Below are 26,352 nucleotides of genomic sequence, written 5' to 3'. Positions count from 1 at the left end.
TTTCCCGCTGCGGTTAGTTCAGGGCAGGAGTGTCAGCAGGGATGACTCCCGATCCGTAGAGGTCAGTGGCCAGGTCCTGGAGAGCGCGCAAGGCGACGCGTTGCGTGAACGGGCCGTAGGAGACGCGGGCAACGCCGAGCTCCTGCAATTCGTTCGCCGGAAGGGCTCCCGGTGCGCCAATCACGGAGAGCTTTCCGTGTCCCAGGCCTTCAACCAGGGGCTCGATGGTTTCACGGTTCAGTGCGCCCGGAACGAAAACCAAAGCAGCACCGGCGTCGAGGAACGCCCGGCCGCGCGCGATGGCGTCGTCGAGGCTGTCCTTGATGGGGCGGTCGCCGCCGCGGACGATCGCGTCAGTGCGTGCGTTCAGCTGGAAGGCGATGCCCTCCTCCTCGGCGGCCTTGATGATCGCCTGAACCCGGGCAACGGCGTCGTCGAAGGGGCGCAGCCGGTCCTCGACGTTCGCGCCGACAACACCAATGGCGATGGCCCGGCGGATCGTCTCGGCAGGGTCCTCGTATCCGTCGTCCAGGTCAGCTGTGACTGGAAGGTCCACGGCTTTGACGATCCGCTCCACCCCGCTGAGCGCCACATCCAGCGGCATGGTCCCATCGGCGTAGCCGTAGGCGGCGGCAATGGAATGGCCGGCCGTCGCGATGGCTTTGGTCTCCGGAAGGGCTGCAACTGTGGAGGCACTGATGGCATCCCACACATTGACAACACTGAGGATTTCCGGAGCCTCGTGCAGGGCCTTCAACTGCTGCGCACGTGAGTTGGTGGTTGTTTCTGTCATGGGTTTCCTCCGTCGTGGGCTGGGAATCTTGCCACGTTCAGCCTAGGCCTAAGGCGTGGCGGTTTCTCCTTGGTCGGCTTTTCCGGGGTTACGATGTGCTTGCTGGGAAAAACGAGTCGAGTAAACGGCCGTCGATTTGCATCATGGGTCTCGCATATCCATTCCATGATCAATCCCTTACGACGGCGGCTTACCCGACTTTTCTTTTGAGGGCGCAGTTGCAGGAGCGATCCGGAACGGGAACCCGCTCATGCCGCTGCTCGCCCTCAGCGTCAGGAGGTCCTTGATGAACAGCACCCCAAACCCCTTTGTCCGCTGCACTGTCATAGCGTCCCTAAGCCTGTGTCTTGTGGCAACGGGCTGTAACGCCGGCTCCAGTCCGTCCCCGCAAGCTTCTTCACCATCTCAAGCAACCAGCCAGGAAGTCCCCACCCCTTCCCCGAGCACGCCAAGCCCAAACGAAAGCGCTGCTGCCGACACCGGCGCCAGTAAGTCTCCTGAGCCGAGTACTTGGCCTGACGTGGTTGCCCAAGTGCAGTCGGGCGTGGGGCAGTTGACCGTCACTACGTGCGACGCCGGTTACACGGGTACGGGGTTCCTTGTGGGCCCGGACCTGGTGGTCACAGCCGCCCATGTTGTTCGTGACGCATCCGCGATCAGCATCGCCTTCGGCCGGACCTCCGTAGATGCCACGGTTCTCGGCAAGAATGACGTGGCGGACATCGCGGTGGTTAAAACCCGAAGCCCTGTGGAAGGCCATCAGTTTCAACTACGAAGCAGCGAGCCCCCGGTCGGGAGCGATGTGGCCGCACTCGGATTCCCCCTGGGTCATCCGTTCACCTTGACCAGGGGAACGGTGAGCGCGCTCGACGTCGAGCAACACATCGGTGACCGAACTCTCCCGAACCTTATCCAGACAGACGCTGCCATCAATCATGGCAACAGTGGAGGGCCGCTCATCACCCAGGACGGGAAGGTTTCCGGTGTGGTGGTCACCATTGAGCCCGAAGGCTACGGCAGGGCAGAAGGAATCGCCTATGCAGTAACAGCGCCCCGTGTTTCCGCAGCGGTCAACGAATGGAAATCCCGGTCCACACCAGTGGCCTTCGACGAATGCGGAAATGCACCGGCACCGGGTTCCGGGTTCTTCCCCTTCACTGTCTCGGCGAATCACGATCAGGCCCGCAGCGTAGGGCAGAGCCTGATTCTGCACGGGCAGGGCATTAACCAAGGTGCTTACGCCGCTGCGTTCAAGATTCTCACCCCCGAACTCCAGGCCACCTTTGGAGACTCGGTTAAGTGGAGCGAAGGGCTGGGTTCGTCCTACTGGACCAAGGCCGAGCTTTACAACGTCACCAATACACAGTCCCCGGATGACCTGAACGCCAATGTGGTCCTTCAGACCATCCAGGACGCGGCCCATGGCAGGAACGCCCAGACCTGCTCGAATTGGCGGATCCAGTATGCGATGCATTGGGACGGTTCCCTCTGGCGCATAGCCGGAACCTCACTGCCGTTCGGGGAACCGACTGCCTGCTAGGGCGGCGAACGGCGCGCATCCATGGGTGCGCGCAGCTCACCAGAGCCGATGCCTACGGTGTTGCCTTGTCCTCCGCCGATTCAGCGTCCAAGGGGTCCGCTCCCACAACCCGGTTCCTGCCTTGGGCTTTGGCGCTGTACAGGGCGGCGTCCGCCACGTTGATCATGAACGCCAGGTCCGGAGGCCCCGCTCCCGTGGAGGTTACGCCGTAGCTGACCGTCGGGAATGGCAGGCCATCGGTGCCGTCCATCGCAGCCAGGCGCTCGCTGATATCCGAGGCGATGGCCTCGGCCCGTTGTTGCGAGGCTCCAGGCAGGAAGAGGATGAACTCCTCCCCTCCGTAGCGTCCAATAAGGTCCGTTGACCTGACGGCGGCTGAGCTGGCCTTGGCGAAGGCGCGGAGGGCGGCGTCCCCCGCCGAATGTCCATATTCGTCATTGACGGCCTTGAAGTTGTCCAGGTCGGCCAGGATCAAGGCAGCGCCGCGGTCCTGCGAAGAGCGGGCAAGTTCCCGGGCGGCCAAATCCAGGAAAGCGCCCCTGTTGAGCAGTCCCGTCAAATGGTCCCGTTCCGCGCGCTCGCGTAGGCGCCGGATGAGTTGCCTGTTGCTCAGGGTATTCATGGTGGATGACACTGCGACCAGCAGCATGAGATGCACCAAAGCTGCAGGAGCGTAACCGAAATATGTCTGGAACAGCCAGCTTTCAGTGCCGTACAAAATGTAAGTAAGGGTGCGCAGCAGGTAATAGGCGGCCGTCAGCCCCGCCATGATGGACAGAAACCTGGTGATTCTGGACCGGGCTGATTTTGTGAACCACAGTTCAATTGCGGCAAAGGCGATTCCGGCGGTGGTCATCGCCAGGTAAGCCATCCCGCCGGACCACACGCTTGAAGCTGGGTCATCCAGAATGGAGGCCGCTCCTGCCAGCAGGGGTCCCGGGAGCAGCTGCCATAATGCGGCCTTTCGGTCGCGGAGGGTGCGCGCTCCTGCCCAGACGCAGAAGGCACCCGCCACCACCAGGAACTTACCCGCAGGGCTGGCCCACCATTGGAAAGGCGTGCCGTTCAACAGGAAAGCTCCGTTTCCCACGAAAAACAGGAAGAGGGCCGCCCGCCACCAGTCGGCGTAGGGGGTGCGTTTCCGTTGCGACGTAAGGCACGAGATGACAATCAGTGCCAAAGTCACCAAAGCAAGGACGACTCGGACGGCGAAGGGATCCAGGACGATGGTTCCCTCTTGCAATGCAAGCGAATTCATAAACGCCGTCCCGCTACCGGTCAGTAACCAAGGAGCTCCCAGTCAGAATTCTCATTGGCTGCCATCTCCGTGATTCATTTAATCCCCCAAGATTGTTGCTGCGACCGAATTCGGCCGCAAAGTCATCAGTCAAGCATGTTTTTCCCCAACAGTGAATAAGCCCGGCGCGCCGCTCTGTAGTTCCGCTGCCTGGAGAGGCGCCCTCCCTCCAAAAAACCATTGCCCTCCCCATCCAGCGGATGGTTGCATGGGTTCATGGCTACCCCAGAGAGATACCTCTTAGCGATCGGGACCAAGAAAGGCCTGTGGCTGGCAACCAGCACGGACCGCGAGGAATGGTCCCTCTCCGGCCCACATTTCCTGATGAGTGAGATACCAAGCATCGGAATAGACACCCGGGACGGCAAAACACGGATCATGGTGGGGGTGCGCTCCGAACATTGGGGTCCCACCGTCGTCCATTCCGACGACCTTGGCGCCACATGGACCGAGCCCGAACAAGGTGCCATCAAATTCCCCGAAGACACTGACGCGGCCCTGGAACGCATTTGGCAGATCCACCCCGACGCCGACTCCCGGCCAGGCGTCGTGTGGGCCGGTTGCGAGCCGATTTCGCTGTGGAAATCGACCGACGGCGGCCAGCACTTCGAACTGAACCGCGGACTGTGGGAACACCCCCACCGCAGTGAGTGGGGCGCAGGCTACGGTGGCGCGGCGGCACACTCGATCGTGGTGGACCCGAGCGGCGAGAAGGTCCACGTAGCCATGAGCACGGGTGGCGTTTACAGATCGCTCGACGGCGGTGCGTCCTGGGAGCCCCGGAACAAGGGGATATCGGCCTACTTCATGCCGGATCCCAACCCCGAGTTCGGCCAGTGCGTCCACAAGATTGCTGCGGACGCCGCCGTCGACGGTCGTCTTTATGCGCAGAACCATCACGGCGTGTACCGGACCGATGATGACGGCGAGAACTGGAATTCCATTGCCGAGGGCCTCCCCGCGGACTTCGGGTTCGTGATGCTGACGCATCCCCGGCGCGAGGGTACGGCCTGGGTGATTCCCCTCAAAGCCGACGGCGAACGTATCCCACCGGACAGCAAGCTCAGCGTGCACCGGACCCATGACGCAGGAAATACGTGGACTGAACTCCACGCCGGACTCCCGGACCACGAATACAACGCGGTCCTCCGTGACGCCGCATCGGTGGACACGGCCGAGCCTGTTGGCGTGTATTTCGGCACCCGCGGCGGCACCGTCTACGCCAGCGACGATGAGGGCGTGACCTTTACTGAAGTGGCAGCACACTTGCCGGACGTACTTAGCGTGCGTGCCGCCGTCGTGGTTGGAAACCCGGCAGGGGCGGAAGCCCCGCTGGCTGCAGCGGAAGCGACAGTGCTGGCGGAGGCCGCGGTCATTGTGGATGCGGCTGCCGAGACGGCTGCGTCTCCCGAAGACCAACCCGACGCCCCGGTACCTGGTTAGGTCCGCTGTGGCTGAATTTAGGGTCCTGTTGCCTGGCGTCCTGCAGCCGCTCGTCGGCGGACAGTCCTATCTGACTGCGTCCGCCGACGGGGCTGTGACCGTGGGACAGTTGCTGGACTCAGTCACCGGAGAGTATCCGGTGCTGGCCAGGCGCTTGCGTGATGAGACCGGTGCGCTTCGCCGTTTCGTGAATATATACGTGAACGGGGATGAAGTCCGGCGTCTGAAGGGGCTTGATACGGAGGTTGCGGCTGGCCAGGAGGTCTTGATTATCCAGTCCGTGGCCGGCGGCTGAGGAGCGTTGGGGTCCAGCCCTGTTCAGGCGACGCGCCAAACACTGCATTCATCGGTATTGATTGCTTTTCTCATGCCTGAAACGTGATCCATGATCCAAACGACACCGATTCCCGGCGCCGTTTCCTGGACCCGTCCGCGGCGGATGACCACGTCATCGTAGGCGGGGCCGACCGACAGGCGGGCTTCGATCTCGTCTCCGCGGTGGAGCTGGCTGATCGCGCGTATACGTGTTGTGTGAGTTGGGACTTCCTTCAGCATGGTGTCCTCCTGGCTGGAGCTGGGCGCCTGCACTTGCCGGCTATTCCAGTGTGGCGCGGCAATGTTGCCACCGTATTTCCGCGTGGTTAGGGTCCGGTTAGCTTTCCGGGGTAGTTGCGTTTCGGGGTTGGTGGCGAGCCTTCGCGTGAGAGCATCTTGGGGTGACCGACGTTACTTCGCCTGAAATGCCGCCCCTTTACGAGTCACTGACCTGGCTTACTCCGCTCTCCGAGGAACGCGCCGCGCACCTTGTGGCATTCCTGTCCGACCCCGCGCCCGCTGAGGTCCTGGATATGGGGTGCGGTTGGGGTGAATTGCTCCTTCGGGTTTTGGCGTCGGCCCCGCAGGCGCGGGGACACGGAGTGGACGCCTCGTCCAAGTCCATCGACCGCGCGAGGCAACAAGCATTGAAACGTGGGCTCCTCGACAGGGCGACGTTCGATTCGATGCCCGGGCTGGAGGTCCGGAATCGCCGGGCAGACGCTGCCATCTGCATCGGTGCGAGCCAGATTTGGGGGCCGCCTGTGGAGGACGCACAGCCGCTCGATTACGCAGCCGCGTTGCGCGCACTTCGAGCCCTGGTGCTTCCCGGCGGGCGGCTCGTCTACGGCGAGGCGATCTGGTCGTCACCGCCTCATCCGGCCGCCACCGCCCCTCTGGCGGGACGCGATGACGAGTTCCTGACACACGACGCCTTGCGGGAGCAGATCCGGGCCGCTGGTTTCGAAGTGGTGGACGAGGACCAGGCCAGCATTCAGGAGTGGGACGTCTTCGAGGCCGGATTCCGTGGCAGGTTTACCCGCTGGTTGGAAGCACACGATGCCGACCATCCCGCAGCAAAGCAGGTCCGTCGGCAATGTGAGGAACAGCGCGCTGCTTATGAAGAGGGGTACCGGGGCGTGCTCGGGATGGCGTACTTCTGCCTCAGGGGGTAGGGGCTGCGAGGACGGGCGCGGGGTCCTGAATCCCAGCCTCCCAGGAAAAAGCGCAGCTGCTGTAGGAGCGTTGACCCACTCCTGGAGAAGATGCAACGACTCATGAACGCATCATTCCCCCAACAACCCGGCGCCGCAGCCCCAGGGACCGGTGCAACGAAAGCCCATTCGCCAGCCATGAGGTGTCAGCAACAGCAACGGATAAGGTACGAATGGTGAACCAAAAACGTGTTGCAACAAGTATTGGCTTTGGTCTCATCGCTTCGCTCACGCTGACGGCCGCGGCGTGCGATGAGAGGCCCTTCACCCGCGACGATGCACTGGCCGTTCCGAACTCTGCCATTCAGGTCGGGGAGGCCAGAGATAAGGACTGGGCGTACGTAGACGAGGAAGGCGACCTGAGGAATCTTGAACGGTGTGAAGACACAAGCCCGTGGAACGTCGCCTACCGCTGCACCTCACCCGACGGCACGGTTGAACTGACCTTCAATGATTCCAAATACGGTCTGAAGGATCCAACGCTTCACGTCGGCGACAAGGATGTGCCGCTTTACTGCACCAACAACGGATTCTGGGGAGACGGGCTGAGCTTCTGCCTACCGGACTCAGCGACTCCCGGGCCGACCCCTCGGCCGTCCGTTCCATAACTGGACGACGTCAAAACGACCGTTTGTGATCGTCGGCGTTAAACGGCGGGGGTTTTCACAGCGCTATTTGGCGCTTGTGCCCACAGCAAGCGTTCTCAGGTATGCCGTGGTGGGTTATAGATACCTGGCGGAAGGTCTAGGGGTTCGCGGTTGCGCAGCACTTCTGGAATAACGGTGGCGACGGCCATCGGTGTCATTTCCCTGGCCTTATCTGAGTAGGTGGCTGAGTATTCGGCCGGTATCCAGGGCAGTTTCTGAGCCCCGATCTTTTCGGCGAGTTCGCGTCGATCGCGGGGTCCGTCACTGAAGGCCCGGAACACTCCTCCTGCAGCTTGAACGAGACCAGCTTTCCGAACGCACCAAGGCCGGCATGGCTGCTGCTGCTAACGGACGCAAAGCAGGCCGCCGGGAAATCACGACAGACCACGATAAGGTCAAAAGGGCACATGAACTGAAAGCTCGCGGTCTCAAGCCGACGGACATCGGAAAGATCATCGGAGCCAGCCGCGCCACTGTCTACCGATACCTAAGTATGGAATCCTGACCCACAGAGTAACTGTCCCCGAAGTAGTTTTGTGACTGCTGTTCACCGCAGATGATTTGGGAAAACATCTGGGATAAAAAAGATAACGCCGAGGTCTGGCATCAGGTTAAGGGTCGATTGTGGCTTCGTCCGAGAAGCCGAGCCCCCGCCTTCGGTCATCCTTCCAAACCACCACGATAGGGATTATGGGATCCGACATCATCGAGCTTGTCCCAGCTGACCCAGAGGGATGGGCAGCAAGATTTGAAGCCGTGCGCGCACGGCTGGTTTCCCTGCTGCCGGACGCAGAGGTCGAACACATAGGTTCGACGTCCATTCCGGAACTTCCTGCCAAGGACGTGGTCGACGTATTGGTCGGCGTGAACGTACACCAATGGACGACCGCCATGGGCTCGCTCAGCTCGGATGGATTCGACTGCGAAGGCCATAGAGAAGGACACGCTTGGTTTAGCCTGCCTGACAGGACGAACAGAGAGATCGTCATCCATCTTGTCCAAATCCACGGACATCAATGGCACCGACGCATAAAGTTCCGCGACATCTTGCGGAAGGACATCAGAGCAAGAGACCGCTATCTGACGGTCAAACGCGAAGCCACTGTCAACACCAAGGACTGGGGGGCTCACACCAGGTACAAAGCCGATGTCGTGGATGCGATCCTCGAAGGCGCCGGAGAATCCGACTAGCACTTACCGGCGTCCGGCAAGGATTCACTCACGGACGCCCACTGCAGAATTGTCGTCGTCCAACTATCAAATCCACGGTGGGAGAGAGGCACAGCCACTGAGCGTCCCAATTCCAAGGAAATGGGACAGGAAACTGTGTAGCGTTTAGGGCACCCCGAATTCTGTTGATCGAAGCAACACCCAATCCAGGGAGTTCCTTCGATGTATCAACGGTTCGATTCGCCTACCGGTCTCAGATTTCTTGCTCTGATCAAGGAGGGCAAGAGTTTCAGAGAATCAGTACGGGTAACCGGAGTCGGTAAGGAGACCGGTTATCGGTGGTTGCGTGATGAGTACCTCCGGTTCCGCAGCAATGACTTCGATCATGCGGCAGCTCAGGCTGAACTGGGGTTCACATCGCGCAATGCCGAGAAATGGAATGAAGGCTTCCTAAGCGGAACCGGGCGCCATCATTTCCAAGTCGACCCAGCCGTTGAGGAAACCTTCTGGTCCTCCTATTCCAGCGGCTTGAGCGTATGGGCTGCTGCCGCATCAGCAGGCGTAAAGCATACGACCGGTTACCGGTGGGTCTATCGTCGTTTCGTTGTTTTTCGAAGCCAGCTTCCCTTGGCGGAGGTTGTAAAGGGCTTATGGCTCGCGCCGGGGACCTCCGTCAGGTGGGAGACCCAGCGTCGGAAGGAGTTGGAAGCCGAGAAAGCACGCATGCAGAAGTCCGAGTGGGACGCGATCCGCACTGCGCGGATCGTTGCAGAGCGCTCGGCAGTTCCCTTGTCTCCAGCACAAAAGCGACGCTTGCTACGGGGGACACGATATTCGGAACTGGTGGGCTCCGGTGCTCCCAATGCTGCCGCCTGCAGGATGTTGGGCGTGAGCAGGGTTATCGGGACAAGGCTTCGGAACCAGGGGGCGCAACAGCCACGGGCCAGCCTCAAACCTCCGTCGGGCAGGTACTTGTGCCTGCGGGAAAGGCTGCATATGGCGGACCTGCTCCGCATGGGCTGTTTCCTACGGCAAATTGGCAGGGAGCTGGGGAGGCATGCCTCGACCATCAAGCGGGAGCTTGACCGGCACCGCGATCCTCGGGGGCGATACTTGCCGCATACAGCCGATCACGATGCGCGCAGCCAGCGACGTCGGCCGCGGGAGCGGAAATTGCAGACTAATCCACGCCTGCACTCATTGGTGCAGACCAAGCTAACCAGTCACTGGTCGCCGGAGCAGATCTGCGGGTGGTTAGCCTTGGAGTTTCCCGCCGAACCGGGGCTGCGGCTCTGTCCGGAGACGATCTACCAGGCCCTATTTTTCGGCGACCATGGCGGATTAAGAACGGACGGCAGGCCACGGCTTCGCACAGGGCGAAAGATCCGCAAGCACCGGTGGCGGACTGGATCGGGACACGGATCGGTCGTGCAAAACATGACCATGATCAATGAAAGACCTGCCGGCGTTCAGACCAAAACAGAGGCCGGTCATTGGGAAGGTGATCTCATCGTGGGCATTGGTTCGGCGTCGGCCATGGTGACCCTGCGGGAACGCAAGACCCATTACGGTATCATCATCAACCTTCCGCACGGGCACACCGCTGCGCAGACTAACCAGGCAATCATCGCTGCCTTCGCAGCCTTGCCGGCTCACCTGAAGCAGACATTGACTTGGGACCAAGGCGTGGAGATGGCCCGTCATCAGGAATTGGCGGCCGCTACCGGACTGAGGATCTACTTCGCTGAACGATCCAGCCCCTGGCAACGCGGAGCTAACGAGAACTTCAACGGCCTAGTTCGCCAGTACTTCCCGGAGGGCACGGATCTCTCGGTGCACGCAGACGAGCACGTCAAGCAAGTCTGCGACGAGCTCAAAGCAAGGCCACGGAAAAGTCTTGACTACCGTAGCCCAGCAGCGGCCCTCCGGGCTGAGTACTGAATCAGCACCGGGCTAGAGTGATGCCTATGGCGACTTGGGACCCGGCTGACGAGCTAAATCATCCTCTCGACTTCCTTCTCATCCAGAACGGGTTCGTCAGTCTGTTTTGCCAGCGAACGATACTAGACGAGGCGATGACTTGGCTCGGGCAACGCAGTTACAAGGTGATTTACCTAGACGCCGCCTTATGGCGATTGAGCGCGGACATGCACCGGGACATGGCTGAGGCACTAGATTTTCCCGCGTATTACGGGCATAACCTCGATGCCCTTAACGACTGCCTAAGTGATGTAGCAACGCAGTCCTACGGCTGGACCAACGCAGCTGCGGGCTTGGTGGTCGTGATTGATGGATATGACAAATTCGCCAAAAGGGATGCGAGAACGGCTCATCTTCTATTGGACATCTATGCCAGGCAGGCCGCATACGCTGCCCTCTTTGGAAACCGGATGATGTGCCTCGTTCGAACCGACGACCGCCGGATTGAAGTCCCTCAAGTCGGAGGCACTTCAGTCACGTGGAATCACCGGGAATGATCTAGAAGCTCAGAAACCGACACCTCTGGGAGCTCTGACTCCGAGGCGACGATCCTAGCTGGCGCCCTCCTCCACAAAGGCGTTTCACGGCATACTCCAACGGCCGCTAATCTCGGTTAGGGATGGCAAAACTGCCCCAAAAATAGGCCACTGTTGCGTCGACTGCTCGAATCCGCCGCACCTTCACCGGGCATTTTGCGGGCGGGTCTTACGGGAATCCAGTAGTCCTGAAACCGCGGGAACGTTTGGCGCAAGGTAGCGGCGGCCGGTGAGGGACCGGCTTACGGGCGGGAACTACGGAGAGGTTCCGCTCTCCCGTTACGCTGTGCCTATGCAGGTTCGAGAAGCCACCATGGATGACCTAGGACAAGTCAATGCGGCGGTCTGTGATGCCAGTGGACGAGCACGCTGGACCAGCGAGTTGATCGCTGCAAGGAGCGACCGCATTGTTCTGGTGGCTGTAACGCGGGATGAAGTAGTCGGCGTGGCCAAGACACATCTGCACCCGAATCCCGAAGGCAACGTTCCAGCGGGCCACTATCTCGGTGGCGTGGAAGTCGCTCCGGGGTTCCGTCGGCGAGGAATCGGTTCTGCACCAACCCGGGCGAGATTGGAATGGATCTGGTCCCGGGATTCGACTGCGTACTACTTCACGAACGAACACAACACGGCATCCATCAGGATGCATGAGGCTCTCAACTTCTGGCCGGCCGCCCGATTCTCGGAGATTCGCGGAGTGACCGCTGACGACGGTCAGTCAGAGCTGATCCTTTTCGAGGCCTCCCGGTAAGGGATCCTGCACCGTGCGTGGAGATTGGGAGTCGCCATCGGGTGGAGAGCCCTGAGAAGGCGAGTCCGGGTTTGGTGATCTCGCTATTTGTAGGAACTCTGCCGGCCGGCGCTCTTACATGAAAGTTTCTAGCCATATGTGCGGGATGCAAGATGGAATTCGAACCTGTCGCCCCCGTCCGGATCGCCTAGCGTATAGGTGAGGAACTGATCTGAGCCACGTTTCCAGACAGACAAGGGAAAGATTGCCAAGTCCTGTGATGTCTCAGGCCTGAGCCTGATGTTCGTGGCCTTTTTGCTGACGAGGTCCTTTTCGATCGACCATTGGCCGGAATAGGTTTCTAACTTTTCCCAGTCGAGCTTCTCTGAAGAGGTCCATTCACCGAAGGTTCCCTCGGGCACTCCAGACCACTCGAAGATACCGTCAGCGACAAGCTTCAAAAGTGTGGTGTGGCCTTTCCTCGGCTTCGATGTCCACTCGCCAACAATGTCAGAAGGCTCTACCTCGTCGGGGAGCTCCAACAATGCGCACGCACTTACCGTGGCGACGAGAACTGCGCCGCCGAGGCCTATCAGTACCTGCCGGCGGCCAACTTGGGATTCCTGCAGCTCAGCCCGCGCAGGAATTAAGTTGCCAGTTTTCATTGATCTTTGCCTCTCTCACAAGGGGGATTCGGTTCAACACCATGGCGCCCATGAAGGATCCCTCACCGGACACTTATTCCCGTGACCAAAAGCTCCGAGCGTCTGAACCCACCGCGTCGTAGTTATCCGCTCCCTTCACCGCTTGGCCCATGACGCCGCTGTCGTCGTCTCTCGCCTGCTTCCAGGCTCTGAGGTCTCGTCGCTTCCGGCTGAGATCACGCGGAAAGCCTTCGTGAACATACACCCCCGCTAGGGCGACTGCGTTGTCTATGAGCATGCTTGCCCCACTTTTCGGGTGGGGCCCGAAGTGCAGAATCCACTCGGCGACGGTGAGAGTTCTTTGCAGTTCCTCGACAGATGCTTCGCGCGCCCATCCGGCTGCTTTCTCCTCTCCATAAGAAAGGAGAGCCGCTACCATCAGCCCACGGCTGGTACTAATCATGGCCACATTCTTCCATTTTCAACGAGCCAGCCCGGTGGAGCATGGTTCCGCAATCCTCAGCGCAGCAGGAACGGACTTCGGTAAACATTTTCGACCACCCAAGCAGCACCCGCTAAAGGATCCTCCTACGAACGCTCTGGTGTTCTGCTCTAATGGCCTGAGCGTTCAGTCAGCCGCAGCCTAAGGGCAACGGCCACCTCATCGGCGGGACCACAAATCTCGGGCGTGGACAGCTGGAAGAGTGCATCCGCCAAGAAATCCCGGTCCCGCGGATTCAGTGCAATATCTTCGCGCCCCTGCAGCTCCTCCGCCCATGCGCAAAGATCATCCGCACTGATCTTCCCAGCCGAAAATTCGTCCAGGGCATGGCCGATATCCTGAGCGAAAGCAGTGGCCAGCTCCTCTTGGGAGGACCATTCAAACGTCAACAATCGAGCTGACAACTCGGCTAAGGGACGACGCAACTGTATGAGGTCATAGAGCGCTTCGCGTCTTTGATCCTGCGACACCATAGAAGTTCCTCCTTCAGTCCACCAATCGCGGAAACTCATCTCTACTGGCTGGAAGTCTGTCACGCTACCCAGAATCCGCCGATCCCCTTGCGGACACTTGTGCCACATCGAAACGTGATCAACGAAGTCCTGCCTAGCAATTACGTCCAAGAGGTTTGTTCCAATGCCGCACGGCGTCCCGGTTCAAAGGAAGTGGGACAGCGAAACCGCGCCAGAGCAGGGAGGCCCGCTTAGCGTGATTGCCTAGCGTGTAGGAAAGAATTGGGACACCGCGGGATCTGGTTATCGTCGGCGAACCCATCGGTTCTACATTTGATAAATGGATGCACGCACAGCTGCGAGAGGGCGAGGACGAGCCGCGCTGGGAAACATCGGAGTTCGATTCAGACGTCGGTGAAGTGCTCAACGAGGCTGGTGACAACCTGTACTACTTCTCGGTGACCCGAGGGAGTTGAAACTCCTCGGCCGCGAAGTAGCGAACAGTGATTCAAAGCAACCTCGACCCCAAGTCATCCAAGAGTCGAGGATCATCAGGGATGTGCTCGAAGATCTTGTCGCCTACGGCGACTGCAGGTGCGACGGCGCCGCGCGCCGCCCCAAGCTACAAAGACTCGCCGACGTTACGCCCGCATGTGCGCAGGGTACTGTCGAGCCGCCTGTAACCTGACTGTGGTTCTTGAGACTCACAGGAACCACAGGCTCCGTTCCCCAGGAGATTCAATGGGAGTTTTGCGGCGATCCATCGCGTTGTCCACAGGTCTAATGGTTTTTGCCACTGGCCTGTTTTTCGTTCAGGCTCCGGCCACGGCCGTGCCGGTTCCGGGGCCGGACAATCCGAATGTCCGGTTCGTGGAGGGGACGCCGCACTCGGACCATACTTTCGAAGGACCCGACACTTCGCCGTCGGACACCGCGCCGGACAACACGGTGGCGGCCACCGGGCCCAGCGGCGACATCCGGGTGCGGTTGGTGACGGCAAAGCTGGCAGACAACGGCAACCCCGTTTCCATGGCCGGCGCCGAGAATGCCGTGGTGTCCACCAGTAATTACTGGAAGGCCATGACGAACAACAAGCTCTCCATGACCGTCAACAGCAGGGTGGAGGGCTTCCAGTCGAAGGCCCGCTCAACGGACAGCTACGGCACCATCATCTCCACGATCACCAGCGAGCTTCAATGGTCGGCCAGTCCGTACACCGCCCTGGTCATCTTCATCCCCACGTCCACGCTGTCCGGCAACGCGTTGGGGGCCGGGTACAGCAGCGGAGCCTACAGTGGTCGGGTTCTCATGCCGCAGCTCAGCAACTTCTCGAACAACGTGATGAGCCACGAGTTCGGTCATGTCATCGGCCTGATGCACGCAGACGCACTGCAGTGCGGGAGCGGCGCATCCGACGTCGGCGTTAACAGCGACGGACGTTTTACGGACCCCTCCTGCTACATCCGCGAGTACGGCGACACCACCGACCTCATGGGCGCAGCGCAGTACGCCCAACCCGTAGTCAGTTCAACGTTTTGGGATTATGCGCGGCTGGGACGCGGCGACGAAATCCGTGACGTCGGAGTGGCCACAGGCGTCAAGAGCTACACGCTGAAGCCCTGGGGCGGCACCGACGCGCAGCGTGCCATCAAGTTCACCGACCCCATCAGCAAAGAGGTCTATTACCTGGAGTTGAGGGAACCAGCCGGCTACGACAGCTATTTGGGCGACGCCGGCAGGCCGCAGGGCAACATGGGCGTAAAGGTTGTCCAGCGGGGCGGTGCCACCATTGCCTCGTCGCTGATCCTGATGCCGTCAACGGTGCCCTTTACCGAGCCTTACTACGCCAAGAACCACGCATGGCAGGCGGGCAGCACGTTCACGACGTACACCGGGACCCAGGTGACCATTAATGCGGTCAGTAAGACATCGGCGTCGGTGACCATCAACGCTGACGTCAACTTGAAAACGCGCATCAGCTTCTCTGCTGGCGATTTTGACGGCGACAAGCTGGCCGACGTCGTTTCCCGCGAAGCGGACGGGTCACTGGTCCTCTTCGCGGGCCTCCCCGGCAACCGCCTTGAGGATCCAGTGCGGATCGGCACCGGCTGGGACATTTTCAACTCGGTGTTCGGCACTTCCGATTTCAACGGTGACGGTTTCGCGGACATCATGGCGCGCGCCAGCGATGGCACGCTTTGGCTTTATCCGGGCAACGGAAAGGGTGGCTTCCTGCCGCGGGCGCAGATCGGTGTCGGCTGGCAGGGCTTCACGAAGTTGGTTGCTCCGGGCGATTTCAATGGTGACGGCTGGAGCGACGTCATCGCCGCCGACAGCGAAGGCCTGCTCTGGCTATATCCAGGCAACGGCTCGGGTGGTTTCCTTCCGCCCATTCGGATCGGTCAAGGGTGGGACGTCTTCACCAGCCTCGCCCCGGCCGGCACCTTCGGCGGCGGTTCGGCAGGGCTCCTCGCCCGCTCCGCTGATGGAACGCTCTTTTCCTACCCGGGGGATGGCAAGGGCGGCTTCCTGCCGCGTTCCGCCGTCGGGAGCGGTTGGAACCTGGCAGGCGACATCATGGGCGGGCAGGACTTTACGGGTGACAGGATCGCAGATGTCCTCGGCAATGGTTCCGCGATGACCCTCTATCCAGGCGACGGCTCCGGCTTCGCCGACCGCCTGACCATTGGCATCGGCTGGAACCAATTCAGCCAGGTGTGGGAGGCGGGCGACTTCGACGGCGATGGGGTTGCGGACATTCTTGCCCGCGCCACCAATGGTGTGTTGTGGCTGTATCCCGGGAACGGTTCGGGTGGCTTCCTGCCGCGCGTGCAGGTGGGATCCGGCTGGAACGTCTTCACTTCCGTGGTCAGTGCAGGAGATTTCGACGGCGATGGCCACCCTGATCTTGTGGCACGGGCCTCGGACGGTTCACTGTGGCTGTATCCGACCGACGGCAAAGCCCAGTTCCTGGCCCGCAAGCAGATCGGCGAGGGCTGGCAAGGGTTCACGCAGTTGCTGGCACCTGGGGACTTCACGGGTGATGGCCGCGCGGACATTGTGGGGCAGACTGCCGACGGCGTTTTGTGGGTGTACCCCGGGAACGGTGCCGGCGGATTCCTTGCCCGCAAGCAGATCGGCACGGGCTGGGACATGTTCAACCTGGTCTTGCAGGCCGGCGACTTCAACGGCGACGGCAAGGAAGACCTCCTTGGACGTGCCCCGGATGGTGGACTGTGGCTTTATCCGGGCAATGGCTCGGGCGGGTTCCTCGCGCGTTCGTACCTGGGATCCGGATGGAACATGTTCTCCAATATCGCGGCCTTGGGCAACGGATTCACAGGCACTGGGGACCCGTCCGTGGTGGGCGTAGCCGGCGACGGGACCTTGCTGCTCTACTCCGGTACCGGTGCGGGCCGGTTCAAGCCGGTCTCGCTGAACCCGCGCTAACCGCTCCTGTGCCGACAGCGGCAACCCAGGCGCTGACTCGTCCCTGAGCAGCGAAATGCCCGGCATGTTGCGAAACATGCCGGGCATTTCCTGTCTGCGAAGCGTCCGGAAGGTACTTCCCCGACTACACAGGCTGGGCTTGCTTGTGCAGGCCGAGCTGGGAGGTAGGCGTCTTGGCCGATTCGCGGGCCGTCATCGCGGAGACTGCTGCGATGGCACAAATCACTGCGGTGAAGATGGAGATCTGGACCCATCCGCCGGGCTTGGTCCCGCCAAGTGCAGTCACGATCGCCGGAGCGAATCCTGCCATGAGGAAGCCGAGCTGGGTGCCGATAGCCAGGCCCGAGAAGCGGACCTTCGTGCTGAACATTTCCCCGTAGAAGGAAGGCCATACGGCGTTCGCTGCTGCGTATCCGAAGGCGAAGTAGACCACGGAGACCAGGAACATGAGTGGAACATTGCCGCCTTCGAGGGTCAGCAGGAACACCGGGGTCATGATGGCGCTGGCGATGGCTCCGTAGATGAAGACGGGCTTCCGGCCGATCTTGTCCGCGAGCTTACCGAACAATGGTTGGGTTCCGAGGGCTACGACGTTGGCCGCAACAACCAACCACAGCGTGATGGTGCTGTTGACGTGCGCCACGTCCTGGGCGTACTTGATGGCGAGGGTGCCGAACACGGTGCTGACGGCGGCGATGAAGGCGCAGCAAACGACCCGGAGCACGTCGCGCCAGTGCAGGCGAAGGAGGTCGGCGACGGGAAGCTTGGAGATCTGGTTGTTCTTCTTGGCCTCGGCGAATGCCGGCGGCTCGTGCAGGGTGCGGCGGATGAAGAAGGCCACGATGACCACTACGGCGCTGAGCCAGAAGGGGATGCGCCAGCCGATGCCGTACTTGATCTCGTCCGGCAATGCCACCACGGGAATGAAGACGAGGGCCGCAAGGATCTGGCCACCCTGCGTACCGGTCAGGGTCCACGAGGTGAAGAAGGAACGGCGGTTATCGGGGGCGTGCTCAAGGGTCATCGATGATGCGCCAGCCTGCTCACCTGCGGCCGAAAGACCTTGGGCAAGGCGGGCGAGGACCAGAAGGACAGGAGCCCACCAGCCGATGGTCTTGAAGTCGGGGAGGCAGCCGATGACGAACGTTGCCGCACCCATGAGCACCAGGGTGAACATGAGGACTTTTTGGCGGCCGATCCTGTCGCCGAAGTGGCCCAGGATGATGGCGCCGATGGGCCGGGCGACGTAGGCGAAGCCAAAGGTCGCGAAGGACATGATGGATGCGTTGGCGTCGGCGTCCGGGAAGAAGACGTGCGGGAAAATCAGTGCTGCCGCCGAGCCGAAGATGAAGAAGTCGTAGTATTCGACGGCGCTGCCCAGGAAGCTGGCGAGGGCTGCTTTGCGGGGTGTTCCGGTGATGGTTTCAGTGCCTGGCGTCGCTGACGGCATTGTTTGGCTCATTGGGAGTTCCTTCTGTGACGACGATGTCGCGGATCTAGCGTCTGTGGGAGACCAGAGCGAGGTGCGGCCAGATCATCCCTCAAAGTAACCACATGGTGAGAGCTACTTGTGCAATACAGCAATAGTGGCTGTGAGTACGGTCACTTGTCAAGAGATGTCCCCACCATCTAGAAATGGCTCTCACTATGTGAGAGCATCAAAACATGAGTGTGAAAGACGACACAAAGACCGACATGGTCGGCAAGGCCCTGAGCCTGTTGGTATTGCTGGGCGAGGAACCCCGAGGGGCCAGTGCGGCGGATTTGGCGAGGAGTGCGGGCCTCCCGTTCAGCACTACCTACCGCCTGCTGGGATCCCTGACCCGCGACGGTTTCGTCGATTACGAAGCCGACGGAAGGAGGTATCACCTGGGCCTGCGGGTATTCCAGCTGGGCCAGCGGGTATCGAACCACCACGGCTTCGCGGCCACAGCCTTGCCGGTCCTCCAGCGGGTCACCGAGCGCACCCATGAGGCCACCATCCTCTCTGTCCGGGATGGAAATCATCACCTGACCGTGAACAAGGTGGACGGACCCAAGACGTTCCGCGTCACCAGCGACCCCGGCCATCTGGGTGCGCTGCACACAACCTCGGTGGGGAAGGCCATTGTGGCTTTCGAGGAGGAAATCGAACGCAAGCGACTCCTGGAGGAGCTTCCGTTGGATGCGCTCACCGAGCACTCCATCACAGATCGTGACGCATTCCGCGCTGAGATCGAGCAGGTGCGCCGCCAGGGTTATGCGGTGATGGATGAGGAAAACGAGATCGGCATGCGGGCCGTCGCCGTTCCCGTCCTCAATTCCCAGGGCCATGCTTTCGCGTCCTTGGCCACGGCCGTGCCGGTCTTCCGGCTCACCATGGAGGAGCTCATCGCGCACGTCCCCACATTGCAAGAGGCCGCGGCCGAACTCGCGGCCCGCCTGCCGAGGCGCTGATCCCTCGTTGTGAGGCCAGCTTTGCGCGCTAAATCCCAGGAATACCACGCAGGGCGGGCCCCACAACGCGAACCGCAATCAGTCTTTGTTCGCGATAAGAACAAGCGTGCGGAATATGAACATCTGTAGTAACGTAAATAACACCCGGCACGCGGCGCCCAAAAAACGCCACCTGTCCGCGGTGCTGAAGTTAGAAGGAGCTTGAGGATGAGCAACCGAGCCGAATCCGTTCTGGTGGGCCTGATAGGCGAAGGCGTCATGCCCTCGCTCACTCCGCCCATGCATGAACGCGAAGCCGACCTGCAGGGCCTTCGCTTGCTGTACCGCCCCGTCGACCTGCTTGAACTCGCATTGCCGGCCACCGCCGTCGGGGATCTCCTGACCGCCGCCCAGCGCATGGGCTTCAACGGCTTGAACATCACGCACCCCTGCAAGCAGCTGGTGATGAAGCACCTCGACGAAATTTCCGACGACGCCGCGCGCCTGGGTGCCGTCAATACGGTCCTGGTTCAGGACGGCCGGTTCATCGGACACAACACGGACTTCTCCGGCTTTGGCTCGGCGCTCGCCGACGGACTTCCGGACGCGAAACTCAACCGCGTCGTCCAGTTGGGCGCTGGCGGCGCCGGGTCCGCCGTCGCCTACGCACTGCTTACGGCAGGCGTCAAGGAACTGGACCTGGTGGACATGGATGCGGACCGGGCGGCTGAGCGCGCCGCGGAACTCGGCGAGCTCTTTCCGGAAGCGAGCGCCACGCCGCGCACGCCGGACGAACTCCCACAGCTCATGCCCAGCGCCGACGGCTTGGTTCACTGCACGCCCATTGGCATGGCCGCCCACCCGGGCCTGCCGTTGGATATCGAACTCCTGGAGCCGCGGCACTGGGTTGCGGACATCGTCTATCGCCCCATCGAAACGCAACTGGTCCGCGAAGCCCGGGCCAAGGGCTGCGCCGTCCTGGACGGCGGTCGCATGGCGGTCGGTCAAGCCGCGGACGCCTTCCAACTCATCACCGGACGCGTTGCGGACCGTGAGCGGATGCGCGCCCACTTCCTGGAGCTGATCGCCTTGGAAGACACCGCCGCCACCCTCAACGAGGGCACCCTGGCAAAGGCTTCCCGCTGATGCGCACCGGAATCGCCACCGTCTGCCTGTCCGGCACGCTGAAAGAGAAGATGCAGGCCTGCGCCATTGCGGGCTTTGACGGCATCGAGATCTTCGAGCAGGACCTGGTCACCTCATCCCTCAGCCCGGAGGAAGTGCGGAAAATGGCCGCAGACCTCGGCTTGGGCCTTGACCTGTACCAGCCGTTCCGGGATTTCGACGGCGTTACTCCGGACCTGCTGAAGGCCAACCTCAAGCGCGCCGAGGCAAAGTTCAACCTGATGGAACGCCTGGGCATGGACACCATCCTGGTGTGCTCCAACGTGGCCACGGCAACCATTGACGACGACCAGCTGCGGGCTGAACAGCTCGCCGAACTCGCGGCGCTGGCCGGGGACCACGGTGTGAAGGTTGCCTACGAAGCCCTGGCCTGGGGAAAGTACGTCAACGACTACGAGCACGCGTACCGGCTGGTGGACATGGTGGGCCACCCCAACCTTGGCACCTGCCTGGACTCGTTCCACATCCTTTCCCGTGACTGGGACACCGCGCCCATCGAGGACATCAATGCGGAGAAGATCTTCTTCGTCCAGGTTGCCGATGCCCCCAAGTTGTCCATGGATGTACTCTCCTGGAGCCGGCACTACCGGGTTTTCCCCGGGGAGGGACAGTTCGAGCTCGCCAAGTTCATGGGCCACGTTGTCCGGGCAGGCTACACGGGTCCGGTTTCCCTGGAAGTGTTCAACGACGTCTTCCGCCAGTCGGACACCGAGCGGACCGCAGTGGATGCCATGCGCTCGCTGATCTGGCTGGAGGAGCAGAGCGCCAAATGGCTCGCCAGCACCCCAGCAGCAGCGGCACCGGAAGACAAAGCCGCCACCCGCCGTCGTTATCCCATGGAACTTGCCACGCTGCCCAAGGTGAACGAACCCGCAGGATTCAACTTCGCCGAGGTCAAGGCTGACGACACCGCGCAGCTCGAGAAGCTCCTGGGTCAACTCGGCTTCGAGTTCGAGGGCCGCCACCGCACCAAGGACGTCCAGCTCTGGACCATGGGCCAGGCGCGCGTGATCATCAACGAACAAGCACCGCACCACGCGGAACCGGCTATCGCCGCTTTGGGGTTCGACGTCGATTCGCCAGTGATTGCCTCCGCCCGCGCCCAGCAACTCAAGGCCCCTGTGGTGGCCCGCAAGGTCCAGGCCGACGAAGAGGTGTTCCAGGGCATCTCAGCGCCGGACTCCACGGAGATCTTCCTCTGCCAAGGCAGCCCGGACGGGACCGCCGCGTGGACGCACGAATTTGGTGAGGGGCTGGAGCACGCCGGCGCCGGCCAAACAGCGGTCATCGACCACGTGAACCTGGCCCAGCCGTGGCAGCACTTCGATGAGGCTGTCCTCTTCTACACCAGTGCGTTGGCCTTGGAACCGCAGCCCTTCGCCGAGGTTCCGAGCCCCAGCGGCCTGGTCCGCTCCCAAGTCATGCAGACTGGCAACAAAGCCGTGCGGCTGGTGCTGAACCTCGCGCCGGCGCAGCAGGCCGAAAAGGCACGCAAAACGTACCAGGAACACATCGCCTTCGCCGTGGACGACCTCGTAGCAACAGCCCGGTCCGCCCGCGATCGGGGGTTGGAGTTCCTGCAGATTCCGGCCAACTACTACGAGGACCTGGATGCACGGTTCGATCTTGAACCCGGATTCCTGGCCACCCTCAAGGAACTGAACCTCCTGTATGACCGGGACGCCAGCGGCGAATTCCTCCACTTCTACACCGCCACAGTGGGCAGTGTGTTCTTCGAAATGGTGGAGCGGCGCGGCAACTACGACGGCTACGGTGCGCCCAACGCCCCGGTGCGCCACGCCGTCCAATACGACTCGCTCCACCGGGCATAGCCGCCCGGACTAAACCGAAACCACAAATGAAAGGAGCCGGCTGTGCCGCAAGACCACACCGTACAAGCTCTCGAAACCGAGGAACTCGTGCCGCCAGCTGAGCCACACGCCGCGCACGACACCAAGAAGGTGGAAACCCAGGCAGATCTCAGTGCTGAGATCCAGGCCATCGGCAACCGCTACGCCCAGGCCGTCAAGGACGGCAAGGGCCCCGAAACCATGCCCCGGCTGGACTACGCGCCGTACCGCAGCTCCATCCTGCGCCACCCCACCAAGAGCCTGCACCACGCGGACCCGGAGACCATCGAGCTCTACTCGCCAGCGTTCGGCCACCAAGATGTTCACGCGCTGGAATCGGACCTGACCATCCAGCACAACGGCGAACCCCAGGGTGAGCGCATCATCGTTGCCGGCCGAGTCCTCGATGGCGACGGACGCCCGGTTGCCGGCCAGCTCGTGGAAATCTGGCAGGCCAATGCCTCAGGCCGCTACATCCACAAGCGCGACCAGCACCCCGCCCCGCTGGACCCGAACTTCACCGGCGTCGGGCGTTGCATCACCGGCGCGGACGGTTCCTACAGCTTCACCACCATCAAGCCCGGCGCGTACCCGTGGAAGAACCACCTGAACGCCTGGCGCCCGGCCCACATCCACTTCTCCATGTTCGGCTCGGAGTTCACCCAGCGCATCGTCACCCAGATGTACTTCCCGGGTGACCAGCTCTTCCCGTTGGACCCCATCTACCAGTCGATCGTGGACCAGGACGCCCGCGACCGCCTCGTGGCCCAGTACGACCACGAGCTGACCAGCCCCGAGTGGGCCCTCGGCTACAAGTGGGACATCATCCTGACCGGGTCCAAGCGGACCTGGACGGAAAACGAAGCATACGGCGACGCCGGGGACGAGGAGTAAGCGCATGAGCAAGCTGGCACCCACACCGGGCCAAACCGTAGGCCCGTTCTACGGCTACGCCCTTCCCTTTAATAAGGACAACGAACTCCTGGCACCGGGCAGCCCGGGCAGCATCCGGCTTCAAGGAACTGTCTATGACGGCGCGGGCAACACCATCCCGGACGCCATCCTGGAAATCTGGCAGCCCGACTCCGATGGCAACATTGTCCAGCGCACGGGCTCCCTGGTCCGCGACGGCTACACGTTCACCGGCTGGGGCCGCGGGGCCGTGGGCAACTCCGGCGTGTACACGTTCACCACGGTCAACCCCGGGCCGCTTAAGGCTGGAGCTGCACCGTTCATCTCCGTGGCGGTCTTTGCCCGCGGCCTCATGAACCGGCTCTTCACCCGCGTGTACCTGCCGGAAAATGAGGAAGCGCTGGCCAACGATCCGCTGCTGAGCTCCCTCGATCCCGAACGCCGCAAGACCCTGATCGCGCGCCGCGACCCCGACGGCGGCCTCACCTGGGACATCCGCCTGCAGGGCGGCGACGAAACCGTGTTCCTGGACTTCCAGCAGGACGGCTCGCTGGATCTGGCTTCCGGGGATCAGGCAACCCCATGACCGACGGCGACTTCGGCCTCCTCAGCCCCGTTTCGGCGTCGTCCGCTGTCACGGCCTTGACGGGTGACCGTGCCGTGATCGCGGCAATCCTCGACGTCGAAGCGGCTTGGACGGCTGTCCTCGAGGACGCCGGGCTGGCCCCGCAAGGGTCCGCCGCTGTGGTGGCCGAAGCCGCCGACGCCAGTCACTTCGACCTCGCCCTCATCGCCCAACGCGCGCAGGGTGGTGGAAACCCGGTCATTCCATTACTCGGAGAACTCCGTGCCCGCGTCAAAGCCCTGGACATCACGGGTGGTGGCGCCGCCAAAGCCGTCCACACCTCGCTGACCAGCCAGGACGTCCTCGACTCCGCCCTGATGCTCCTCGCCAGCCGCACCGTCTCTGCGTTGCTGGCTAATGTCAGAGCAACGACGACGGCCCTCGCCACCTTGGCAGAACAGCATGCGGACACGCTGTGCGTCGGGAGGAGCCTGACGCAGCATGCCCTCCCGTACACGTTCGGGCTCAAGGCAGCACAGTGGTTCCAGGGGGTTGCCGCAGCTTCCCGGCGGTTGGAATCGCTGGAGTTGCCGGTCCAGTTCGGCGGTGCCGGCGGAACGCTTGCTTCCGGGGCAAAGCTGACAGCGGGTTCGGGCACAACGGCCTTCGCTCTCGCGGATGCGCTGGCTGCCCGGCTCGGTCTGGCACCTGCTCCGGCTCCTTGGCACACCAACCGCCTGCCTATCACGTCGTTGGGAGACGGGCTCGCCGCCCTGATCGACTCCTTCGGCAAGATCGCCGCGGACCTGTTGTTCCTCAGCCGCCCCGAAGTAGCCGAACTCGGCGAACCTCTGGCTGCCGGGCGCGGCGTTTCCTCGGCCATGCCGCAGAAGCAGAACCCTGTGCTGTCAGTGCTGGTACGCAGTGCGGCGCTGCAGGCTCCCGGCCTCGCGTCGCAGCTGCACCTCGCAGCGGCCACCTTCAACGACGAACGCCCGGACGGCGCCTGGCACAGTGAATGGCCGGCACTGCGCCAGTTGCTGGCACTGGCCGCCGGTGCGGCCGGCCACGTCCGCGAACTCACGGAAGGCCTGCGCGTTTTCCCTGACGCCATGCGCCGGAATCTGGGGATTTCGGGTCCGCTGCTGCTCAGCGAAGGTGTGGCGGCCGCCGTCGCGCCTCTCCTGGGCGAGGACGGGAAGCAAAAGCTGCAGGCCGTCGTCGACGAAACCCTCACCGTACCTGCCGCAGAGCAGGCGGACACCTACCGCAAGCTGCTTCGTGAGGCCGTGCCGTCGGACAAGCTCTCCGACGCTGAGCTGGAGGCGCTCCTGGACCCCGCGAGCTACCTCGGCGAGGCACGCGAGATCAGCCGCCGGATCCTCGCCGCCTACTCCGATGACACTTCCACGAAAGGAGCCACCCGTGGCTAAGCCGACAGTCAAGGCAGTGCTGCTGTCTCCGCAGCGGGACCTCGGAGCCAAACCGCTCCTGGTGGTTGGCCCGTCGCTGGGCACATCCACCGTGCTCTGGACGGAAACCGCAGCCCTTCTCGGCGATGAGTACGACGTCATCGGCTGGGACCTCCCCGGCCACGGCATCTCGCCGACCACCACCGAAGGGTTTGATGTCGCGGAACTCGCGGACGCCGTCGTCGATCTTGTCGATTCAGTTTCGCCCGGATCAAAGTTCCACTACGCTGGCGTCTCGCTGGGTGGGGCCACCGGGCTGCCGCTCGGCATCAAGCACGGCCACCGGCTCCGCAGCCTGTCCGTCCAGTGCTCCGGACCCAAGCTCGGCACGCCCGAGGGTTGGCTGGAACGCGCGGAAACTGTCCGCAAACTTGGCACGCCGGTGATGATCCAGGGTTCTGCTGAGCGTTGGTTCGGCCCTGGATTCATGGACCGCCAGCCGGAGATCAGCAGCCGGCTCCTGCACGCCCTCCGCGATGCCGACCGCTTCAGCTACTCATTCTGTTGCGAAGCCCTGGCTGCTTTCGATGTCCGCGAGCAGCTCGGGAGCATCACGGTCCCCACGCAGGCGATCGCCGGCGTCGAGGACACTGTGGCACCGCCGTCCATGGCGGAAGAGACCGTTGCCGGGATCCGGGCGGGTGGCGGTTTCGCCGTGGCGGAAGCGCTCGACGGCGTGGGGCACCTGGCTCCGGCTGAGGCACCAGCCGTGGTGGCCGGGCTGATGCGGACCTTCATGAAGGAGAACGGACTGTGAATTCTGTAAACCCCGAGGGCATCGGCGCAGCGCGGAACGGTGCCGTCCAACCGGATGCCACCGCCCAGGACATTTACGACGCCGGCATGGTTGTCCGGCGCGAAGTGCTGGGCGATGCGCACGTGGACCGGGCGAACGCCAACAAGGACTCCTTCACCGAGGACTACCAGGACATGATCACCAGGATCGCCTGGGGTGGCATCTGGACGCGGCCCGGCCTGAGCCGGCAGATGCGTTCCGCGGTCACCCTCACGGCCTTGGTGGCGCACGGTCACTGGGAGGAGCTCGCCATGCATGTCCGGGCGGCCCTCAACAACGGACTCAGCAGGGACGAGATCAAGGAAATCCTGCTGCAGACGGCGATTTATTGCAGTGTGCCGTCGGCCAATTCAGCGTTCAAGACGGCCCAAAAGGTGTTCGCCGAGATCGACGCCTCCTCTGCCGACAGCCCCACCCCCAACTAACTCTTAGTTGGGCAAGCAG

The 26,352-nt window shown here is 62.2% G+C and carries 26 protein-coding genes; 19 read left to right on the top strand and 7 right to left on the bottom strand.

All coding sequences use genetic code 11. From position 1 onward, the window contains the following. Nucleotides 1–13: 13 nt before the first annotated feature. On the bottom strand, nt 14–793 hold the full coding sequence (locus NEK97_RS10295) for an isocitrate lyase/phosphoenolpyruvate mutase family protein (protein WP_257369823.1): 780 nt from the start codon (nt 791–793) through the stop codon (nt 14–16). A gap of 177 nt (nt 794–970) precedes the next feature. Further along, nucleotides 971–1,114: a hypothetical protein gene (locus NEK97_RS10290; protein ID WP_257369822.1), complete on the bottom strand. Its 144-nt coding sequence runs from the start codon at nt 1,112–1,114 to the stop codon at nt 971–973. A 223-nt stretch (nt 1,115–1,337) separates the two neighbouring features. On the opposite strand from NEK97_RS10290, the gene NEK97_RS10285 reads away from it, so the two are divergent. After that, nucleotides 1,338–2,333: a S1C family serine protease gene (locus NEK97_RS10285; protein WP_257369821.1), complete on the top strand. Its 996-nt coding sequence runs from the start codon at nt 1,338–1,340 to the stop codon at nt 2,331–2,333. 52 nt (nt 2,334–2,385) lie between these two features. Here NEK97_RS10285 and NEK97_RS10280 read toward each other — a convergent pair whose 3' ends face one another. Next, nucleotides 2,386–3,591 carry a GGDEF domain-containing protein gene (locus NEK97_RS10280; RefSeq protein ID WP_257369820.1) on the bottom strand — a complete coding sequence of 402 codons (1,206 nt, stop codon included), beginning with the start codon at nt 3,589–3,591 and terminating at the stop codon, nt 2,386–2,388. Nucleotides 3,592–3,846: 255 nt separating this feature from the next. Here NEK97_RS10280 and NEK97_RS10275 point away from each other — a divergent pair, with 255 nt between their 5' ends. Then, on the top strand, nt 3,847–5,073 hold the full coding sequence (locus NEK97_RS10275) for an exo-alpha-sialidase (protein WP_257369819.1): 1,227 nt from the start codon (nt 3,847–3,849) through the stop codon (nt 5,071–5,073). 7 nt (nt 5,074–5,080) lie between these two features. Continuing rightward, a complete protein-coding gene (locus NEK97_RS10270) occupies nt 5,081–5,368 on the top strand; it encodes a MoaD/ThiS family protein (protein WP_257369818.1) in 288 nt (95 codons plus the stop codon). 23 nt (nt 5,369–5,391) lie between these two features. Here NEK97_RS10270 and NEK97_RS10265 read toward each other — a convergent pair whose 3' ends face one another. Further along, on the bottom strand, nt 5,392–5,628 hold the full coding sequence (locus tag NEK97_RS10265) for a hypothetical protein (protein WP_257369816.1): 237 nt from the start codon (nt 5,626–5,628) through the stop codon (nt 5,392–5,394). Nucleotides 5,629–5,789: 161 nt separating this feature from the next. Between NEK97_RS10265 and NEK97_RS10260 the strand changes: the two genes are divergently transcribed. The 6 genes from NEK97_RS10260 to NEK97_RS10230 all read left to right on the top strand — a co-directional run bounded on the left by NEK97_RS10260 (nt 5,790) and on the right by NEK97_RS10230 (nt 11,686). Next, on the top strand, nt 5,790–6,563 hold the full coding sequence (locus tag NEK97_RS10260) for a class I SAM-dependent methyltransferase (protein ID WP_257369815.1): 774 nt from the start codon (nt 5,790–5,792) through the stop codon (nt 6,561–6,563). Nucleotides 6,564–6,775: 212 nt separating this feature from the next. Further along, nucleotides 6,776–7,210 (top strand): hypothetical protein, encoded by a 435-nt coding sequence (locus NEK97_RS10255; protein WP_257369813.1) that lies wholly within the window; start codon nt 6,776–6,778, stop codon nt 7,208–7,210. A gap of 729 nt (nt 7,211–7,939) precedes the next feature. Then, nucleotides 7,940–8,440 carry a GrpB family protein gene (locus NEK97_RS10245; RefSeq protein WP_257369811.1) on the top strand — a complete coding sequence of 167 codons (501 nt, stop codon included), beginning with the start codon at nt 7,940–7,942 and terminating at the stop codon, nt 8,438–8,440. Nucleotides 8,441–8,641: 201 nt separating this feature from the next. Continuing rightward, a complete protein-coding gene (locus NEK97_RS19850; RefSeq protein WP_306672970.1) occupies nt 8,642–10,360 on the top strand; it encodes an IS30 family transposase in 1,719 nt (572 codons plus the stop codon). 26 nt (nt 10,361–10,386) lie between these two features. Next, nucleotides 10,387–10,896 (top strand): barstar family protein, encoded by a 510-nt coding sequence (locus NEK97_RS10235; RefSeq protein ID WP_257369809.1) that lies wholly within the window; start codon nt 10,387–10,389, stop codon nt 10,894–10,896. A 331-nt stretch (nt 10,897–11,227) separates the two neighbouring features. Next, nucleotides 11,228–11,686, top strand: coding sequence for a GNAT family N-acetyltransferase (locus NEK97_RS10230; RefSeq protein WP_257369808.1), 459 nt, complete (start codon nt 11,228–11,230; stop codon nt 11,684–11,686). Nucleotides 11,687–11,814: 128 nt separating this feature from the next. Here NEK97_RS10230 and NEK97_RS10225 read toward each other — a convergent pair whose 3' ends face one another. Both NEK97_RS10225 and NEK97_RS10220 read right to left on the bottom strand, forming a co-directional pair. Further along, on the bottom strand, nt 11,815–12,330 hold the full coding sequence (locus tag NEK97_RS10225) for a hypothetical protein (RefSeq protein ID WP_257369807.1): 516 nt from the start codon (nt 12,328–12,330) through the stop codon (nt 11,815–11,817). A 591-nt stretch (nt 12,331–12,921) separates the two neighbouring features. Further along, nucleotides 12,922–13,284, bottom strand: a complete 363-nt coding sequence (locus tag NEK97_RS10220; protein ID WP_257369805.1) for an MEMO1 family protein — start codon at nt 13,282–13,284, stop codon at nt 12,922–12,924. Between the two features lie 323 nt (nt 13,285–13,607). On the opposite strand from NEK97_RS10220, the gene NEK97_RS10215 reads away from it, so the two are divergent. Then, entirely contained in the window at nt 13,608–13,739 is a 132-nt protein-coding gene (locus tag NEK97_RS10215; RefSeq protein ID WP_257369803.1) for a hypothetical protein, read from the top strand. A 307-nt stretch (nt 13,740–14,046) separates the two neighbouring features. Beyond that, the gene (locus NEK97_RS10210) at nt 14,047–16,713 is read left to right on the top strand and encodes a VCBS repeat-containing protein (RefSeq protein WP_257369802.1); all 2,667 of its coding nucleotides are present in this window, start codon (nt 14,047–14,049) and stop codon (nt 16,711–16,713) included. A gap of 124 nt (nt 16,714–16,837) precedes the next feature. Here NEK97_RS10210 and NEK97_RS10205 read toward each other — a convergent pair whose 3' ends face one another. Then, the gene (locus NEK97_RS10205) at nt 16,838–18,175 is read right to left on the bottom strand and encodes an MFS transporter (RefSeq protein WP_257369801.1); all 1,338 of its coding nucleotides are present in this window, start codon (nt 18,173–18,175) and stop codon (nt 16,838–16,840) included. 203 nt (nt 18,176–18,378) lie between these two features. Here NEK97_RS10205 and NEK97_RS10200 point away from each other — a divergent pair, with 203 nt between their 5' ends. The 8 genes from NEK97_RS10200 to pcaC all read left to right on the top strand — a co-directional run bounded on the left by NEK97_RS10200 (nt 18,379) and on the right by pcaC (nt 26,333). After that, a complete protein-coding gene (locus tag NEK97_RS10200) occupies nt 18,379–19,149 on the top strand; it encodes an IclR family transcriptional regulator (protein ID WP_257369799.1) in 771 nt (256 codons plus the stop codon). A gap of 207 nt (nt 19,150–19,356) precedes the next feature. Next, nucleotides 19,357–20,274, top strand: a complete 918-nt coding sequence (locus NEK97_RS10195) for a shikimate dehydrogenase (RefSeq protein ID WP_257369798.1) — start codon at nt 19,357–19,359, stop codon at nt 20,272–20,274. Then, entirely contained in the window at nt 20,274–22,145 is a 1,872-nt protein-coding gene (locus NEK97_RS10190) for a bifunctional sugar phosphate isomerase/epimerase/4-hydroxyphenylpyruvate dioxygenase family protein (protein WP_257369796.1), read from the top strand. Before NEK97_RS10195 ends, NEK97_RS10190 begins: the two co-directional genes overlap by 1 nt. A 42-nt stretch (nt 22,146–22,187) precedes the next feature. After that, a complete protein-coding gene (gene pcaH, locus NEK97_RS10185) occupies nt 22,188–23,057 on the top strand; it encodes a protocatechuate 3,4-dioxygenase subunit beta (protein WP_257369794.1) in 870 nt (289 codons plus the stop codon). Nucleotides 23,058–23,061: 4 nt separating this feature from the next. Then, a complete protein-coding gene (gene pcaG / locus NEK97_RS10180) occupies nt 23,062–23,661 on the top strand; it encodes a protocatechuate 3,4-dioxygenase subunit alpha (RefSeq protein ID WP_257369792.1) in 600 nt (199 codons plus the stop codon). After that, a complete protein-coding gene (locus NEK97_RS10175) occupies nt 23,658–25,073 on the top strand; it encodes a lyase family protein (protein ID WP_257369791.1) in 1,416 nt (471 codons plus the stop codon). Before pcaG ends, NEK97_RS10175 begins: the two co-directional genes overlap by 4 nt. Then, entirely contained in the window at nt 25,066–25,869 is an 804-nt protein-coding gene (locus NEK97_RS10170; RefSeq protein ID WP_257369790.1) for an alpha/beta hydrolase, read from the top strand. Before NEK97_RS10175 ends, NEK97_RS10170 begins: the two co-directional genes overlap by 8 nt. Beyond that, nucleotides 25,866–26,333: a 4-carboxymuconolactone decarboxylase gene (pcaC, locus tag NEK97_RS10165; protein WP_257369789.1), complete on the top strand. Its 468-nt coding sequence runs from the start codon at nt 25,866–25,868 to the stop codon at nt 26,331–26,333. The genes NEK97_RS10170 and pcaC overlap by 4 nt, the downstream gene beginning before the upstream one ends. Nucleotides 26,334–26,352: the final 19 nt, after the last annotated feature.

Origin of the sequence: Paenarthrobacter sp. UW852 (assembly GCF_024608385.1) — a bacterium.
In the GTDB taxonomy this organism is placed as follows: domain Bacteria; phylum Actinomycetota; class Actinomycetes; order Actinomycetales; family Micrococcaceae; genus Arthrobacter.
This window is presented reverse-complemented; position numbering and strand designations above follow the sequence as displayed.